Origin of the sequence: Paucibacter soli, from assembly GCF_037482845.1 — a bacterium.
Taxonomy (GTDB): Bacteria; Pseudomonadota; Gammaproteobacteria; order Burkholderiales; family Burkholderiaceae_C; genus Paucibacter_B; species Paucibacter_B soli.
This window is the reverse complement of the sequence record NZ_JBBHJW010000009.1, coordinates 14,948-28,312: the sequence shown is the minus strand read 5'-3', so window position 1 is coordinate 28,312 and position 13,365 is coordinate 14,948. Positions and strand designations below refer to the sequence as shown.

Genomic DNA, 13,365 nt, shown 5'->3' with positions numbered 1-13,365 from the left:
CATGTCGGTCCTCGAAATTGGTTGAAGCTGGGCCTAGGGCGGCCAAGTGTTTTACCACTCGCACGGAAGGAGGCGTACACAATTTGAACAAAGGGGCCGAAGCCCCTTGTTCAGATCCTCGCCGGAATCACTGGTTCGTCGAGAACGACCAGGTCTTGGTCAGCGCGGCGCCACCAGCCTTCAGCGTGGCCGTGAACGTAGCGGTGTAGGTCTGACCCTTCACCAGCGGCGCCAGGGGCACCAGCACAGCAAAGCCTTCGGCCAAGTTGGCGTCAGCGTTCAGCGTCACGCCCTGGCCCTTCAAAGCGGAGTTCGCGACGACGGCGGCCGCCACGGCGTTGCCACCCGCATCCTTCAGGCTGAATTCCGTGACCGTAGCATTCAGGGTGCCAGCATCCTGGAAGTTCAAGTAGTCGGCATTGCGCACGCTCACCAGGACCGGAGTGCCGGCCGTCGCATTCGGGAACAGAACTGCCGACGGACGCGGCGACTCAGCGCCGACATAGAAGGTTTCCATCACACTCTTCTGGCCGGCGTACGGGTACGCAACCAAGCTTGCCACAGCGGGGACCTGACCGATCTTGTCAGCAACCGGACTTGCAAGGTCAGCCACACACAGCGGGATCTGAGCACCATCGAGGCCGAAGCCGAAGCCGACGGCCGAGTTGCGCGACAGCAGCGCCGCACCGTGATAGACCGTGTTCAAGAGGCCAAGGACACAGTCCGCGCCGAGTTGCGAGGCGCCAGTCCCACCAACGGCTTCGGTGCTGAACGCAGCCGAATAGCCAGCCTTGGCGATGCGGTCGCCCGGGGTCACCGCGTAGAAGTCGAACTTGCTCGAATCTTCGTTGTGATAGCTCGTCACAGTGGACAGATTCGTGGTCAGGTACTTGGCGTGCGCTGCCGCTGCCACGTCGATCTGAGCGTCCTGGGACAACAGGCCAGCGCCGGCGGCCAGGCGCACCGTGTTCAGGGCCGTATAGGCGCTTTCGGCCAGAGTGCCGGCAGCATAGGTCGGTGCAGCCGCCGAAGTCTTCAGGTTGCCAGCGTCAGAAACCACCGGAACCGGAGTGGTCGGAGTGGTAGGCGTAGTGGGAGTGGACGGAGCAGTCGAGGAACCACCGCCACCGCCGCAAGCGGCAAGAGCTGCAGTCAGAGTCACCACGAATGCGAAACGAAGGGTCTTGGTCATCTTGATCTCCAGGCGAAAAGTTGATTGCGTTGGAGATGAGATATCACATCCTCTGCGAAGTGCAACCCGTCGAGCGCAGGCCAAAAAACAGCCCACACTCCTCTGCCAGCTTGCTTAATTCTTAACGACGAACTGATGGCAGTCGCACATGGCGAATGTCCGCTCAGCCGCCTTTTCGATCCGCCCGCTGGTTGGAGCGGGACCTTTGGCGAATCTCATCGAGAACTACAGCGAAGAGACTTCGGACCGCAAGTGCCTGTGACGGCGTTGGCATCGCCAAGAAGGTTGATGGATCGAGGTCGAGCAGATCGCGCGGAAACAGTTCAGGCATGATTCCAAAGCGGCCTTGCGATAGCACTCGGCCAGCCATCCACGCACTGTCGAAGGCGACCCCGTAATACTGCTGCTCTCGACCATCCCATGTGTTGTCCACGATCAGCCCCTCGCGGTTCACGCACCAAGCGTGCTCGATAGGGACGATCCCGAGACTCAAGGCGACACCTTCGACATACGTAAGACGCTCATCCTCCTGTGACAACCGAAATGCGTTTGCGTAGCAAGCTTGAGGAATGCCGCGCGGAAAGTCGTCTGAGGAAGCGTGAGCACCGTATCCTCGTCCAGCCGCCAAGATGAAGCGTGCGCCGACCAGGCCAAGCTCAGCTTCGGCGCGCAACAGCCTTTCCAAGAAGCCGACCTCGGCCATCAGTTCACCGTGGCCAGAACCGGCTGCGCTGCGCGGAAACTGTCAGTCGCACCATGAGCCCAAGGGAAGCGACCTTCTTTATCAGGCCACACGATCTGCAGGAACTGCGCTGCGCCCTGGCTGCGAGAGACTGCACAATAGGCATACTCGCCGACCTGCGCGGGATCGGCGGCCAGCAGCACGAAGGAAGTCGGCCAGCGAGGCAATCTGACCTCGCCGGCAAGCTTTGAGCCCATAGCCTTCTGGGCGATCAGGTAGCGCGCAACATCGTTGATGAGCTCGTGGCCAACCTGCAAAGGAAGACCCAGCACCAGGATCTCAGGGAGCCCCTTGTCATACAGGCCGACCGAATAGTTGAAGGCACAACCCTCTTCACCCGCCACCGGTGCAACGCTCTGCACGTACCAGCCAACCTCTTTGATGAGGCGCTCGCCGGCCTGACGAAGCTTGGCCATCCGTTCTTCTATGTCGTCGTTCATTGCGGTGGCCTTAAAAGCCGAGTTCATGTTGCTTAGGAGAGTGTGCCAAAGATTGTCCAGGGAAGGCCGCTAGCGGCGGCGCAAGAAGGGGCAAGCCAGAGCGAAGATGCGCCCGATAGGCGCGCACCCAGTTAACGGAAGATTCGGGGTCGCCAAGAACGCCGGTGACCTGCCGGCGACGGTTCATCGACGCGCATTGGCGATCCGTGATCGCAATGGCGCCAAGCTTGATGGCCTTGGCCTTCATGGACAGGCAGATGTCGTAGTGGCTGCCAGAGGTCTTCTCTGGCGACTGCCACCAACGACGCTGAACTCCGATCTTTGCGGCCATTGCGTGAAGCTCTTCGTCGGAGTCAGCAATCATGTGGGACATCTTCATGCCGCGCCATTCGATCTCGAAGTCGTCCACGTAGACAGCCACAGAAGAGTCCTCAGCCGTGGCAGAACAGCTCGACGCCGCCGGCTGTGAAGCGACCCGTGAACCTATTCTGGTACGCGAAGCGCACGCAAGCCGCGACAGCCGGCGGAATGTCGAAGTGCTCGCAGCGGACCTCGTCGTTGTCCGGCAAATAGCTCACCCGGCGCCCCTGCCACTCGTAGTCACCGTAGCCCAGCTTCTCCCGAATCACCATGGGATCGAAGCCCAGGACCTCGAAAGCAGCAAGGAGGTCGACGATCTTCTTGTCCTCGACCATCACAGTCAGTGGCACGAGCTTCTGCAGCGCAGCTGCTGTAGCAGGCGAAGTCCAGACGCGGGCCTTGCATCCTGCCGAGTCGGTGGCCCGGACAACGGCGACAACGGAGCCCGATGTGCTGAGGACGATCTCGATCTGGGCGCCATGGGTGACGTAGAGCGGGCCATCGTCACAACGGTCAGGCGTGCTGCCCGACGCATCGGCGATCACGATGCGCTGTGTCGCAAGTTCCTTGAATAGACGATGCCCATCACCGGGGACCTCCGGCTTGAAGATGAGGGCGAACTTTTGATCGGTGTCGGTGGCAGTCATGGGAATCCTTTGCGCTCGCCTTGAGATAGCACATTTCACTCGAAGTGCAACCCGCTCAGAGGGCAGGAAGGCCCAGCTGGTTACGCGAGCAGATGGTGAGCTTGACGTGCCGACACGATTCATCCTTGGCCAGCAGCAGTCCCTTTGCCACAAGCGACGCCGAGGCGGCCGCCTCGTTGACCGTCACCTCCATCCACGACTCGGCCTCACCCTGGATCGCCAGGCTGTCGGCTTCTTTGAGCAGGCTGGCCAGGAGGAGGGCTTGCTTTGCGGGCAGGTTGCGCTGCTTTGCTCGCAAGCCGCGCGCGAGCGTTTGGGCGCGATCACGGTCGCTCGCTTTGACCTCGTAGAGGTCCCAGTGCGGCCGCGCGTATTCCGACGCGGCTCCGCCGGTGCTCCAGCTCTTGGTCGGGTGGTTGAATGCAGCAATCCAGGTGGCCATCAAAATCTCCAGGTTCGCAGGAGAGATATCACTTCGAACCAAACGCGCAAGTCGCCTCTGCCGCCCCGGGCTACTCGCACAGCATCGCGAGCTCGGCCTCGTCGCTGATCGGGTTTGCGGCCAGGTCGACCCTGCGAGCTTCGGCCTGCCAAACGGCAACAGATTGGTCGGTCACGCCGGGCAGCAGGCTCACCAGCTCAGGCATCACCTTGGCCAAGCGCTTGCGCCGGGTGTCTTCATAGAAGAGATCGGCGCCGACGAAACCGCGGCCCGTCAGGATGCAGCCCTCGTGCGTCGAGCCGCTGCCGGAGAACGGATCGCAGACCAGTGCACCGGCGTTGGTGTAGAGCAGGATGGCGCGCTTGACCAGCGGCACCGGGAACTGGCACGGGTGATCGGTCTTCTCTGCGTGGTTGGCCTTCACCTGCGGGATGTCGTCCCAGACATTCGACGGCGCCGCGCCAAGCGGGTGCCCAGAGAGCTGGCCGCGGTTCGGGCCCTTGTAGGCCCGCTTACCCGGATTCATCTGGGGCACGCGCGCGGCGTTCGCGTTGAAGGTCTGCTGCGGGCCCTTGGAGAAGACCAGGATGGTCTCGTAGCGCTCGCTCAAGCGCTTCTTTGGGGTCAGGCCGTGCTTGAAGGTCCAGACCACGCGGGTCTGGTAGATGAGACCCATCCGGCGCAGGTCCTCGAAGAGCATGACATCCATCGGGTACAACTGCTCGGTCCAGTCGCGAGTCTGGCCCAGGTTCAGGCACAGCGTGCCGCCCGGCTTCATCACGCGCGACATCTCGCTCAGGCACATCACCAGCCAACCATAGAAGCGGCTGAAGCGCATGGCGTCGACGCCGCTGTTGCCGTACTTCTTCCCAAGGTTGTAGGGCGGCGAGGTCAGGAAGAGGTCGACGGTGTCGTCAGGAAGTCCATCCAGGAAGTCCAGCACGTCCATGTGAGCTGTCGTACCGAGGATTTCCGAGAGGAAGTCGGCCTGCATCTGCTCGCGAGCTGCCGCGCGCTGGCGGATGCGCTCCTCGGTCTTGCGCGCGCCCTGGCGGCATGCCGCCTGGTAGATGCGGCCGCGAGACCAACCAGTGATCTCGCGCACCTGCTCATAGGTGTGGCCGGCGAGGAGCTGGAGAACCTCCTGCTCGGCGTACGACCTGGCGGCCAGGTTCGCTTCATTGGGATCGGCCAGCATCATGCCTCCAGGGGAACAAGGGGGAGCGTCATCGCCAAGAAGACGGAGGCGCCTTTGGCCTCCTTCACACCATGGTTCACGCGGTCGTTGAAGACGAACCAGTCGCCGGCGGCCGGCTTGTGAGAGACGCCGCCCTGCTTGAAAGTGAGACCATCGTTGTGCAGCACCAGACACAGGACGGTGCCATAGATGTCGTCGACATGCTGGTCGACGCCCAGAGTGGCGATGAGCTCGTTGTAATTGATCCGCCCAGACCAGCGCAGCCCGAACTTCGCCAGGTGAGCTGCCGGCAATAGAGACTCGATGGATGGGAACCACTCGGGAACCTCGAACGTCTCGACGTCGTCACCGGAGAACTCGATGGCCTCCTGCGAGGCGTAGTAGTCCGACGCGAACTCTGCGGCCGTGGCGGCGGTTGCAGCGTCCAGGCCCACGTGGCCGAGGATCTCGCCATAGCGGAACGTGCCGCGCTTCAATGCTGCCTTGCTCATGTCTGAATTCCTTTTCGGACAAGGCGGCCATCGGCGCGCCCGGCCAAGCAAAGGCCGCCCGCAGGCGGCCGGTGACACTAAACAACAGAGACCGGTATAGGCCTAGCGAGGCCTACTGTCGACGAGAACGCCAACGGTCCAGGCCCCACTTCGAAACGATTCCAGCGCTCTCTGGAAGTCGCCATCGCACGCATAGAGCGCCTTCGTGCAACGCAGCATTCCCGGGTCAGGTTCCACCTGGTGACGAAGCGCAGCGATGAAGTCGCCATGAGTCAGCGCCCGATGGTCCGCCGCGCAGCGCGCGGCCCGGTCGAGCAACGATGGATCGAGATGCGATCCGGAACCGTCAGAACCGCCGCCACCGGTTTGAGACTGGGCGAGGGCTGCGCGGGCCAAGGCGAGGGCTGCGCGAGCTTGATTCAACTCGAACTCGACTTCACCCAGCCGCTGTTCGGCCGTCTTGAGAAGAGGGGACATAGCTTCAGCGCACCACGGCAACGACGGCGAGGGCCAGGCATGTAATCAGCACACCCCAACGGAACAAGCGCTTGCGAGCCAGGCGACCAAAGGGCGCCAGGACCGAGCGATCCGAGTCATCGAGCGGAATGCGCAGATCGCGGCGCGCATGCGCCAGCACCATCGAGTCCGCACGTGCGCGGATCTCGTCGACCGACATGGCATTCCTGGGCTGCTGGGCCACCATCACTGGCAAGCCTCGCAGATTTCGCCGGCACCCATGCCGTCCTTGCGCATCGGGCAGACCGGCAGCGGCTCGTCAGAGTCGAAGTCCAGGACCAATTCCGAAGGGGCTTGAGCGGGGACTTTGTCGGGTGCATTCATGGTGGATAGCTCCATTCTGAGCTGCATTTAGGATATCATATACGCATTGAAACGTCAATGCCGCAAACAACAAGGCCGCCCAAGATGGAGTTCCTAGCGCCGGACTTGTGATCCTTTCAGACTTCAAGTTGACTTGATGAGCGGAAAGACTTCATAAATGACCATGCAGCACGACGACAAGAAGAGCATCGACAACGAGCAAACATACAAAGGCGGCGCAGACTGGAAGTTCGCCCTTCTTGGTGGGCTCGCCACGGCATCGGCGCGCCGGGTCTACACGGCCGCAGAACTGCTTAGCTTCGTCCGCGAATTCAGGCCCACAGCGTCAGCAAGCACCGCTCGCGTGACTGCTGACATGTTGGTGTCGGCAGGCGCTCTTCGTAGAGTCTCAAGCGGGGTGTTCTTGAACAAGCGCGCAGTCCCTCCGGCCGAGATGGAAGAAGTTGCCCAGTTCATTCGCGCCGGCGCCGTAATCTCATTGAATTCGGTGCTCGGGAAGTGCGGCTTCCTGAACAACAGCACAGACCAGATGGTTACCGCGGTCCTACCATCGTCGGCAACCAAGCGACCGAAGCTTGGTGAACTTGTCACTTCATCTGGTGACCGTTTTCGGTTTCTGGGGCTTGCTGAGAAGTTCTTCCCAAAGAACTCTCAGGATCGCTTCGATATGCTGCAGCCCGGCAGCCAATGCGAAACCTTTCGACCTGAGGCAGCGCTGCTTCAATGGCTGCACCTGGCCGGACTGGATAGGTCTCGCGTCACTTTGCCACCGGTCGATGTCGACATGGCGGCGCTCGATCATCAGCTTCTGGGTGAGCTCGCTGAGCGATGGGATCTGGTTGCTGCGCTGAGGGACTGGCAGACGAACGCCGAGTCCGTGAACTTTGGCGAGGAGCGGGAAGCAGGCGGTCTGACCCAGCCACCAAGTGATGAGGCCATCGAACGCGGTGCAGACGCGCGGAGGCGGCTGATGAGTCGAAAGACGCCGCAATAGTTTGATGGCGCTGAAGAGGCGCAGCGCCCGCTATCGAGGGGCAACGCCCAGGATCTCGCGGCAATAGTCGTGGCTGCCCGAGATGATCGAGGCGATGTGCTCATCGTTGCGCACGATGGCCGCGGCGAGGCGGTGATTCCCATCCTCGACAAGCCAATCAACATGGCAGCACATGGCAGGCACGCCGACGTCGATGTGGATGGGATCACCCCAGCCATGGACCGCCAGGTAGGCGACCCGGCGCGCGTGCCGCGAAAGCCGCCAGGTGGGGCAGTCGGATGCCGGGTTGAAGGGCGTCGGCTCAAATTGGCGGAGCTCGATGCACTTGCGCACCTGGGCCAGTGTGATTCGATGCCGGCGCAGGTCAGGCGTGTCCCAGACCGGATCGAAGGGGTTGCAGTGCCGGGCCAGCCGGCGAACCGGCACCAAGACACTTCTGGATGTGCGACGAGGTGATGTCATAGGGCTTAAGCGCCGGCAACCACAGCCTTGGCGGCCTGGTAACTATTCCATGCCTCGAGGGCTGCACCGCGCGCGTTTTCGATGGCGACATCGGGATGCTTCGATTCCACGGCGCGCCGAAGACTTGCTCGCGCATTGCGCAGGCGACGAACCAGGTGCGAAAGCAAAGCACGCACAGCTGGATCGATGGCCGGACGCTCTTCGGCCGCATGAAGCCACGCCGGCGCGATCTGCGCGCGAAAGTCCCGCTCGAAGTCGGTGCCATGGATGAGGTCGTAAGCCTCCTCGAGGTACTGCCAGACGTCCCGGACATATCCCTTGATGAAGAGACCACCGCGACCGCCGTCGACCGACTCTTCGAAGAAGAAGCGCTCCTTCGAAAAGAGCTCTCGAATCACGTAGGCATACAGGGCTGCACGGATGTTCCCATTGGTCGGCGCCCGGCGGCCGCGCTCGGCGTGTTTGAGGTCGCTGATGGTGACCGGAAGCATCGACAGCATCTCAGCGCGGTCAAAGAGGACGGGCGTGTTCATGGGATCGAAGTATCACCACGTGTGAGGATCATCAAGAGGCGGAAACAAGTAGGCCCACCGAAATGAACTACCGCCACCAATCCGTAGGTTGGAGGCGGTCTCGCGGCGGCTAAGCCGCTTCGGCCAGTTCCTGGCCGCAATCCAATGTGCCCAGCGCCCAGCGCAGCACGACGCGCGCTGCGGCTGAGTCCCGGTCCTCCTCGTGCCCGCACGCATGGCAGCAGTGCCAGCGCTGCCCCAGCAGCTTCTTGGTCACAGTGCCGCAGGCTGGGCAGGTCTGCGAGGGCTTGAGTTTTCTCGTCGGAGCTTCGAGGTACAGCGCGCCAGTCTCCTGCACTTTGTACGCGACCTTCTGAAGCAACGCCGCCGGAGCGGTGTCGAGAATCTCTCGGTTCAGTCCAGCCTTCTGCTGGACATTCGTGCCAGGCTCTTCCACCGTGCCGGCGGCCGAACCCGTCATGTTCTTGATGCTGAGCTTCTCGGTTGCAAAGACCGAGCAGCGAGACGCCAGGCGAGCGCTCAGCTGATGCTGGTGCTCATGGCGCTTACGTGCGAGCTTGGCCTTGAAGGCGCCGCGCACGGCGCAGGCCTTGCGCCAGTTCTTGCCACCGCGGCGCTTGGCGCTCACCGCCCGGTCGAGCTCGACCAGGCGAGCCTGCGCGCCGGCGTACCAGCGCGGGTTGTCCTCGAGCTCGACGGCCTCGCGATGCGGGCCATCGGTGCGCGCGATGGTCAGCAGGCGGCTGACGCCCCAGTCGGCCGCCATCGCGTGATGCTCGGTACGCCGGCGCGCGACATCCGCATCGGCGCACTCGAGCGTCACCGAGACATGCCACTCACCATGCCTGTACAGCAGTTCGCAGCTCTTGATGACGCCGGCCGCGCGCGCCTGGCCGCGGCACTTGATATGCCCCAGGCCCTGCAGGCGCAGCGTGCCGTGCTTGGCCCAGTGGATGACGCCGAAGTCGTCCGGCCGACCGTCGTTGGCGATGTTCGGCGCGAAGCGCCACCCATCGCCATGGCCCTTGAAGCCGATTCCCGGCATGCGCGAGAGGGATTTGAAGCGCGGGAAGCCTGGTGACGCGCCACGGCGCACCCGCTCGAAGAAGGCCTTGAAAGCCTTGTCCAGCCGGCGCAGCGTGATTTGCTGCGACGAGCAGTTCATCGTCGCCCAGTCCGCGGGCAACTCGCCGCGCAGCTGCGTTAGGGAGCGGCACTGGTCCTCGTACGAGATGCTCTTGCCGGCCTTGCGCCAGGCGTCGATGCGTTCCTCGAGCGCTGCGTTCCACAGCTCTTTGTGCTGGCGCAGCAGCGCCAGCAGGCCCTCGGCCTGGCGGGCCGAGGGGTAGAGCTTGTAGGTAACCTTGCGACGCTGCATCACTATCGGATATCACATAGGTTGAAGTCGTACAAGGCTTCGTGACTTGAGTTCACGAACCCGGCCTGACAGGGCGTCAGCCCGGAGATGATTCCCCTGCCCCCAAACAGGTCGGCGTTTCCTCCAGGCACTTCGTGCCAGACCGCTTGGGCGCAGCCCCCTCAGCCATGGATGGTGGGCCGTCATGATCTGGAGCGGGACCGAGCTCAGGTGGGATAGCGAGCGCGATAAGCTTTCTCGGCCTCGCGCGCAGTGTTGAAGAAGACAATGCAACCATCAGCACCGCACAGATAGTCATTTTCGCTGACGGCAATCATCCACGAGGGGTCCTTGGACGAGCGGCCCGATTGTTGATAGGCCTTGCCGGGCTTCAGCGCCTTGCCGTTCTTGGACTTCTTGGCCATAGCGCCCTCAGTCGGTCGTGTAGTCGACAGCGCAGAAGGCGGTGCCGACCTTGAAGTCGTCCACCCTGGCACCGACCACCGTCGATGCGAACGTCTTGCTCCCCTTGTCGAACTTCACCTTGACCTCGACACCAGCCTGGCCGCCGAACTTCCCAGCCCTCACCGAGGCCACCTTGCCGCGGGCGGCCGGCATGCAATTGGCGACATCCTTCCACACGGCGTTGGCGTCGGGCTTGGGCGAGTCGGCCGCGTTGGCCAGGGGCAGGGCGCCGGCCAGTGCCAGAGCGATGAGAGCGGACAGTTTTTTCAAGGATTCCTCCAGTGGTTGCGGATGACTCTAGATATTTGACGGCACGAATATCGTCAAGGGGACTGGGCAAACTTGATCGCGTGCAATATCTACATGGCATGTACACGCTGCAATCGCTCAATCTCTTCGCAATCAACCCCTACCTTCCATCGATCAACTTTCACGATGGCCAGGTCTGGCTCTCCGAGCAAGTGCAGGACGACATCGAGTCGTTCTGCGGTCACTGCCCAGAGTCCGGGAATCCCAGGGAAGTGCTCGAGTTCATCCATGAGCAGTGCACGCTCCTCAAGAAGCCGACGTTCAATGAACATGTCGCCCAAATGAGCCTGGCCGGCTTCTGCGTCCTCAAGGCCATCAAGCACGCCATTGAGGTCCGGATGTTCGGAATCGAGCGCGCCGGTGATTTTCGTGATGACTTGCTCCCGGTGCAGTTCCAGTGCGTGGAGACCAACCTGAGCTCGTTCTCGCTCCATTGAATGTGCCGACGTACCATGCAGTCCACGCATCCTGTGCGAATACGAGATCTCATGGCTCTATAGCGCTAGACTTCGCGAATCTCCACTGCAAGGTTCCAAATGGCCAAGGCTGCACTGTCCCCACTTCAGATCGAACGTCAGATTGCCACTCTCCAGGCGAGGTTGGCACAGGCCCGAAAGGGCGCAGGCAAAGTCATTGCCAGGATCAAGAAGGACGTCGCAAAGTTCGGAATCACTGCAGAAGACATCTTCGGCACCGCCAAGGATGCTGTGACTGCTGTTTCCACCCTGCCGGCACCTGTGAAGGCAAAGGTACCCGCAAAGTACACCGACGGCGCCAACACGTGGTCTGGTCGTGGCGCGCAGCCGCGCTGGATTCGAGCCGCTGTCGCTGAAGGCAAGAAGATCGAGGACTTCCTGATCGGCGCCGCAAAGAAGGTCACCAAGGCAATCAAGGCCAAATCAGCGCCCGCCGAGAAGTCGACTCCTAAGGCTACCAAGAAGGCCGTGAAGATGGCGGCTCCGGTAAAGATGGCTGCCGCCGCCAAGCCAGCCGTGAAAACGGTGGCTCCGGTGAAAAAGGCTGCTGCCACCAAGCCAGCCGTGAAGATGGCGACTCCGGTGAAGAAAGCTGCAGCCACCAAGCCGACCACAAAGAAACCAGCGGCGGCACCTGCCGCTGCGACCAAAGCGTCTGCACCGAAAAAGGCAGTCGTGAAGAAGGTTGCGCCGAAGCCGGTAGCCAAGAAGGCCTCGGCCAAGCCCAAGCAGGCGGCTCCGACAAACGCACCGAGTGCGCCGACTGCGCCGACTGCGTCGAGTCCGCAAACTGCACCTGCAGCTGACAAAGCCTGAAACAATGCACCAATGAAGAAGCCGCCCTCGGGCGGCTTTTCATGCTGGTCTCGCGGTCAGGGGAGGGACTCGATGTTCACCCTGGTCCCGCGCTCAAGACTGACTTCGAGCTGGGTCTTGCCCCAGATTTGATGTCGGAGGGTTTTGAAGTAGGCCGCATTGCGGCGCGCCCGGCGTTCGACATCCTTGCCGGGCCTGGACTCGGCCAGGGATTGCTCCCACTGCTCCGCGTAGATAAATGCGCACATGGCCACGTTGAGCTCATCCTCGCTCAGGGAGTCGAATCGACGGCCGCGAAGGTTCTGAATCTTGCCGGCCAGGTCCATGGCCTGCGCAGCTGTCTCGCCCTTCTTTCCATAGGCGTCCGCCAATGACTCGCGATCCAGGACCGCTGGGCTGATAGCGCGCTGCAGAAGTGAATTGGCGGTGAGCCTGGGCATGAGGCATTCTCACCGAGGACGGCGCACCTTTCGAGCAGTCGCCGGAATCGAATCCATAGCCAGGAGCGCGGGAGCGTCCCGGACATCAGCAACCCCCTCCGGATCCTCATTGAATTCGACCTCGTGCTGACTGCGCGCGGTGTAGAGGGCCTCATTGAACGAGGCCTCGAAATCATGTGTATCTGCGTTGCGCATCCGCGCGTAGTGCATGGTGTTGCAAATCAGGTCGACCAGGGCTTCCTTTTCGGTGCATCCGGTTTCAGTGACCAGCTCGGCCAGCAAGGCCTTGATCTTCTGGGCGCGTGAAAGGTTGGTGACGGTATCGATGGGCACGACAATCTCCTCAGAGTCGCAATTTAGGCAGCGGGCACAAACTGGCCAGAGACCACTCGCACAACTTCCGCGGGCAGAACCAAACCCGGGCCCGGCCTCGCTTGCGCGGGCACGCCGGCGGTGACCTGGCAGTCAACCAGGTCACCGGCATTGCCCTCGGCAACGCCGGTCAGGACCATGCCCTCGCGCTCGTCGATCACAGAGCGCAGATCGACGGCACCGGAAGTGAAGTCGGCCAGCTGCTCGGCAGACGCCTCGATGAAGACGAAGCTCTGGTCCAGGCCCTCCAGATCGGGTCCATAGGCAACACCGACAAAGCGGCGCCCCACATCGTCCATCGCGGCAACGATGAGCGGCTGCTCGTACTCGAAGAGCACGGCGTCGACGCGAAGTTGCACGGCGCTCACAGTCAGGCGGCCGCGCCGGCTTCAGCTTGAGGCTTTGCCGCAGCCGTCAGGCGGGCATGGATGGCATCGAGCTGCTGGCTTCGCTGATGGGCGGTGATCTCGCGCAGGCGCCGCGAGACCTCGGCAACGGTGGCCTGGCGCATCAGGTTCTCGCCGGGGCCGCTGCTGTAGTTTGCAACCAGTGAGCCGTCAGACAGCAGCATATCGGTCAAGGCCAGCGCGACCAGCTCCCGGTCGCGGGCATGACCACCCAGCTGACGGGACAGCTCGTCTTCGAGATGGGCGGCCGCGGCCTTCTGATACCAGGCACCAATCCATTCGAGCGCATGCAGGATGCCGTTCTTCTGGATCTCGGCGATGAAGGCTTCTTGGACGCGAGCGGTGCGGGTTTCAGGAGCGGAGGTGGGCATGGTGAATGTTG

General features: G+C 62.3%; 23 protein-coding genes. 3 read left to right on the top strand and 20 right to left on the bottom strand.

Annotated elements, in window-relative coordinates:
* Window positions 1-127: 127 nt before the first annotated feature.
* The 11 genes from WG898_RS18045 to WG898_RS17995 all read right to left on the bottom strand — a co-directional run bounded on the left by WG898_RS18045 (window position 128) and on the right by WG898_RS17995 (window position 6,352).
* Entirely contained in the window at window positions 128-1,192 is a 1,065-nt protein-coding gene (locus tag WG898_RS18045) for a CAP domain-containing protein (RefSeq protein ID WP_339604194.1), read from the bottom strand.
* A gap of 163 nt (window positions 1,193-1,355) precedes the next feature.
* Window positions 1,356-1,895 carry a hypothetical protein gene (locus WG898_RS18040; protein WP_339604193.1) on the bottom strand — a complete coding sequence of 180 codons (540 nt, stop codon included), beginning with the start codon at window positions 1,893-1,895 and terminating at the stop codon, window positions 1,356-1,358.
* Window positions 1,895-2,374, bottom strand: a complete 480-nt coding sequence (locus tag WG898_RS18035) for a DUF4262 domain-containing protein (protein WP_339604192.1) — start codon at window positions 2,372-2,374, stop codon at window positions 1,895-1,897. Before WG898_RS18035 ends, WG898_RS18040 begins: the two co-directional genes overlap by 1 nt.
* 10 nt (window positions 2,375-2,384) lie before the next feature.
* A complete protein-coding gene (locus WG898_RS18030; protein WP_339604191.1) occupies window positions 2,385-2,783 on the bottom strand; it encodes a DUF4031 domain-containing protein in 399 nt (132 codons plus the stop codon).
* A 22-nt stretch (window positions 2,784-2,805) separates the two neighbouring features.
* Entirely contained in the window at window positions 2,806-3,381 is a 576-nt protein-coding gene (locus WG898_RS18025; protein ID WP_339604190.1) for a hypothetical protein, read from the bottom strand.
* Between the two features lie 55 nt (window positions 3,382-3,436).
* Window positions 3,437-3,823 carry a hypothetical protein gene (locus WG898_RS18020; RefSeq protein WP_339604189.1) on the bottom strand — a complete coding sequence of 129 codons (387 nt, stop codon included), beginning with the start codon at window positions 3,821-3,823 and terminating at the stop codon, window positions 3,437-3,439.
* Between the two features lie 70 nt (window positions 3,824-3,893).
* Window positions 3,894-5,024: a DNA-methyltransferase gene (locus tag WG898_RS18015; RefSeq protein WP_339604188.1), complete on the bottom strand. Its 1,131-nt coding sequence runs from the start codon at window positions 5,022-5,024 to the stop codon at window positions 3,894-3,896.
* Complete coding sequence (locus WG898_RS18010; RefSeq protein ID WP_339604187.1) at window positions 5,021-5,512, bottom strand: hypothetical protein; 492 nt, start codon at window positions 5,510-5,512, stop codon at window positions 5,021-5,023. The genes WG898_RS18015 and WG898_RS18010 overlap by 4 nt, the downstream gene beginning before the upstream one ends.
* Before the next feature lie 102 nt (window positions 5,513-5,614).
* The gene (locus WG898_RS18005) at window positions 5,615-5,989 is read right to left on the bottom strand and encodes a hypothetical protein (protein ID WP_339604186.1); all 375 of its coding nucleotides are present in this window, start codon (window positions 5,987-5,989) and stop codon (window positions 5,615-5,617) included.
* Between the two features lie 4 nt (window positions 5,990-5,993).
* Window positions 5,994-6,188, bottom strand: coding sequence for a hypothetical protein (locus WG898_RS18000; RefSeq protein ID WP_339604185.1), 195 nt, complete (start codon window positions 6,186-6,188; stop codon window positions 5,994-5,996).
* Between the two features lie 26 nt (window positions 6,189-6,214).
* Window positions 6,215-6,352: a hypothetical protein gene (locus WG898_RS17995; protein ID WP_339604184.1), complete on the bottom strand. Its 138-nt coding sequence runs from the start codon at window positions 6,350-6,352 to the stop codon at window positions 6,215-6,217.
* A gap of 157 nt (window positions 6,353-6,509) precedes the next feature.
* On the opposite strand from WG898_RS17995, the gene WG898_RS17990 reads away from it, so the two are divergent.
* Window positions 6,510-7,346 (top strand): hypothetical protein, encoded by an 837-nt coding sequence (locus tag WG898_RS17990; RefSeq protein ID WP_339604183.1) that lies wholly within the window; start codon window positions 6,510-6,512, stop codon window positions 7,344-7,346.
* Between the two features lie 30 nt (window positions 7,347-7,376).
* On the opposite strand, the gene WG898_RS17985 is transcribed toward WG898_RS17990, so the two are convergent.
* The 5 genes from WG898_RS17985 to WG898_RS17965 form a co-directional block, all read right to left on the bottom strand.
* Window positions 7,377-7,775, bottom strand: coding sequence for a hypothetical protein (locus WG898_RS17985; RefSeq protein WP_339604182.1), 399 nt, complete (start codon window positions 7,773-7,775; stop codon window positions 7,377-7,379).
* A 38-nt stretch (window positions 7,776-7,813) separates the two neighbouring features.
* Window positions 7,814-8,341, bottom strand: coding sequence for a hypothetical protein (locus WG898_RS17980; protein ID WP_339604181.1), 528 nt, complete (start codon window positions 8,339-8,341; stop codon window positions 7,814-7,816).
* Between the two features lie 109 nt (window positions 8,342-8,450).
* Complete coding sequence (locus WG898_RS17975) at window positions 8,451-9,719, bottom strand: RNA-guided endonuclease InsQ/TnpB family protein (RefSeq protein ID WP_339604180.1); 1,269 nt, start codon at window positions 9,717-9,719, stop codon at window positions 8,451-8,453.
* Between the two features lie 206 nt (window positions 9,720-9,925).
* Window positions 9,926-10,123: a hypothetical protein gene (locus WG898_RS17970; protein ID WP_339604179.1), complete on the bottom strand. Its 198-nt coding sequence runs from the start codon at window positions 10,121-10,123 to the stop codon at window positions 9,926-9,928.
* Window positions 10,124-10,130: 7 nt separating this feature from the next.
* Entirely contained in the window at window positions 10,131-10,433 is a 303-nt protein-coding gene (locus tag WG898_RS17965) for a hypothetical protein (protein ID WP_339604178.1), read from the bottom strand.
* 98 nt (window positions 10,434-10,531) lie between these two features.
* Here WG898_RS17965 and WG898_RS17960 point away from each other — a divergent pair, with 98 nt between their 5' ends.
* Both WG898_RS17960 and WG898_RS17955 read left to right on the top strand, forming a co-directional pair.
* The gene (locus WG898_RS17960; RefSeq protein WP_339604177.1) at window positions 10,532-10,909 is read left to right on the top strand and encodes a hypothetical protein; all 378 of its coding nucleotides are present in this window, start codon (window positions 10,532-10,534) and stop codon (window positions 10,907-10,909) included.
* 99 nt (window positions 10,910-11,008) lie between these two features.
* Complete coding sequence (locus WG898_RS17955) at window positions 11,009-11,764, top strand: H-NS histone family protein (RefSeq protein WP_339604176.1); 756 nt, start codon at window positions 11,009-11,011, stop codon at window positions 11,762-11,764.
* A 56-nt stretch (window positions 11,765-11,820) separates the two neighbouring features.
* Here WG898_RS17955 and WG898_RS17950 read toward each other — a convergent pair whose 3' ends face one another.
* The 4 genes from WG898_RS17950 to WG898_RS17935 are packed head-to-tail and all read right to left on the bottom strand — an operon-like array spanning window position 11,821 to window position 13,354.
* Window positions 11,821-12,204, bottom strand: a complete 384-nt coding sequence (locus WG898_RS17950; RefSeq protein WP_339604175.1) for a hypothetical protein — start codon at window positions 12,202-12,204, stop codon at window positions 11,821-11,823.
* 9 nt (window positions 12,205-12,213) lie between these two features.
* Complete coding sequence (locus WG898_RS17945; protein WP_339604174.1) at window positions 12,214-12,537, bottom strand: hypothetical protein; 324 nt, start codon at window positions 12,535-12,537, stop codon at window positions 12,214-12,216.
* Window positions 12,538-12,560: 23 nt separating this feature from the next.
* Window positions 12,561-12,935, bottom strand: coding sequence for a hypothetical protein (locus tag WG898_RS17940; protein ID WP_339604173.1), 375 nt, complete (start codon window positions 12,933-12,935; stop codon window positions 12,561-12,563).
* Between the two features lie 11 nt (window positions 12,936-12,946).
* Window positions 12,947-13,354 (bottom strand): hypothetical protein, encoded by a 408-nt coding sequence (locus WG898_RS17935; RefSeq protein ID WP_339604172.1) that lies wholly within the window; start codon window positions 13,352-13,354, stop codon window positions 12,947-12,949.
* Window positions 13,355-13,365 lie beyond the last annotated feature (11 nt).

What these genes read in the sequence shown, in the direction of transcription:
- WG898_RS18005 (WP_339604186.1), bottom strand. Translation starts at nt 5,989, where the DNA reads ATGTCCCCTCTTCTCAAGACGGCCGAACAGCGGCTGGGTGAAGTCGAG.
- WG898_RS18040 (WP_339604193.1), bottom strand. Translation starts at nt 1,895, where the DNA reads ATGGCCGAGGTCGGCTTCTTGGAAAGGCTGTTGCGCGCCGAAGCTGAG.
- WG898_RS18015 (WP_339604188.1), bottom strand. Translation starts at nt 5,024, where the DNA reads ATGATGCTGGCCGATCCCAATGAAGCGAACCTGGCCGCCAGGTCGTAC.
- WG898_RS17970 (WP_339604179.1), bottom strand. Translation starts at nt 10,123, where the DNA reads ATGGCCAAGAAGTCCAAGAACGGCAAGGCGCTGAAGCCCGGCAAGGCC.
- WG898_RS17950 (WP_339604175.1), bottom strand. Translation starts at nt 12,204, where the DNA reads ATGCCCAGGCTCACCGCCAATTCACTTCTGCAGCGCGCTATCAGCCCA.
- WG898_RS18010 (WP_339604187.1), bottom strand. Translation starts at nt 5,512, where the DNA reads ATGAGCAAGGCAGCATTGAAGCGCGGCACGTTCCGCTATGGCGAGATC.
- WG898_RS17995 (WP_339604184.1), bottom strand. Translation starts at nt 6,352, where the DNA reads ATGAATGCACCCGACAAAGTCCCCGCTCAAGCCCCTTCGGAATTGGTC.
- WG898_RS17960 (WP_339604177.1), top strand. Translation starts at nt 10,532, where the DNA reads ATGTACACGCTGCAATCGCTCAATCTCTTCGCAATCAACCCCTACCTT.
- WG898_RS18035 (WP_339604192.1), bottom strand. Translation starts at nt 2,374, where the DNA reads ATGAACGACGACATAGAAGAACGGATGGCCAAGCTTCGTCAGGCCGGC.
- WG898_RS18000 (WP_339604185.1), bottom strand. Translation starts at nt 6,188, where the DNA reads ATGTCGGTCGACGAGATCCGCGCACGTGCGGACTCGATGGTGCTGGCG.
- WG898_RS18045 (WP_339604194.1), bottom strand. Translation starts at nt 1,192, where the DNA reads ATGACCAAGACCCTTCGTTTCGCATTCGTGGTGACTCTGACTGCAGCT.
- WG898_RS17935 (WP_339604172.1), bottom strand. Translation starts at nt 13,354, where the DNA reads ATGCCCACCTCCGCTCCTGAAACCCGCACCGCTCGCGTCCAAGAAGCC.
- WG898_RS17955 (WP_339604176.1), top strand. Translation starts at nt 11,009, where the DNA reads ATGGCCAAGGCTGCACTGTCCCCACTTCAGATCGAACGTCAGATTGCC.
- WG898_RS17980 (WP_339604181.1), bottom strand. Translation starts at nt 8,341, where the DNA reads ATGAACACGCCCGTCCTCTTTGACCGCGCTGAGATGCTGTCGATGCTT.
- WG898_RS18020 (WP_339604189.1), bottom strand. Translation starts at nt 3,823, where the DNA reads ATGGCCACCTGGATTGCTGCATTCAACCACCCGACCAAGAGCTGGAGC.
- WG898_RS18025 (WP_339604190.1), bottom strand. Translation starts at nt 3,381, where the DNA reads ATGACTGCCACCGACACCGATCAAAAGTTCGCCCTCATCTTCAAGCCG.
- WG898_RS17990 (WP_339604183.1), top strand. Translation starts at nt 6,510, where the DNA reads ATGACCATGCAGCACGACGACAAGAAGAGCATCGACAACGAGCAAACA.
- WG898_RS17975 (WP_339604180.1), bottom strand. Translation starts at nt 9,719, where the DNA reads ATGCAGCGTCGCAAGGTTACCTACAAGCTCTACCCCTCGGCCCGCCAG.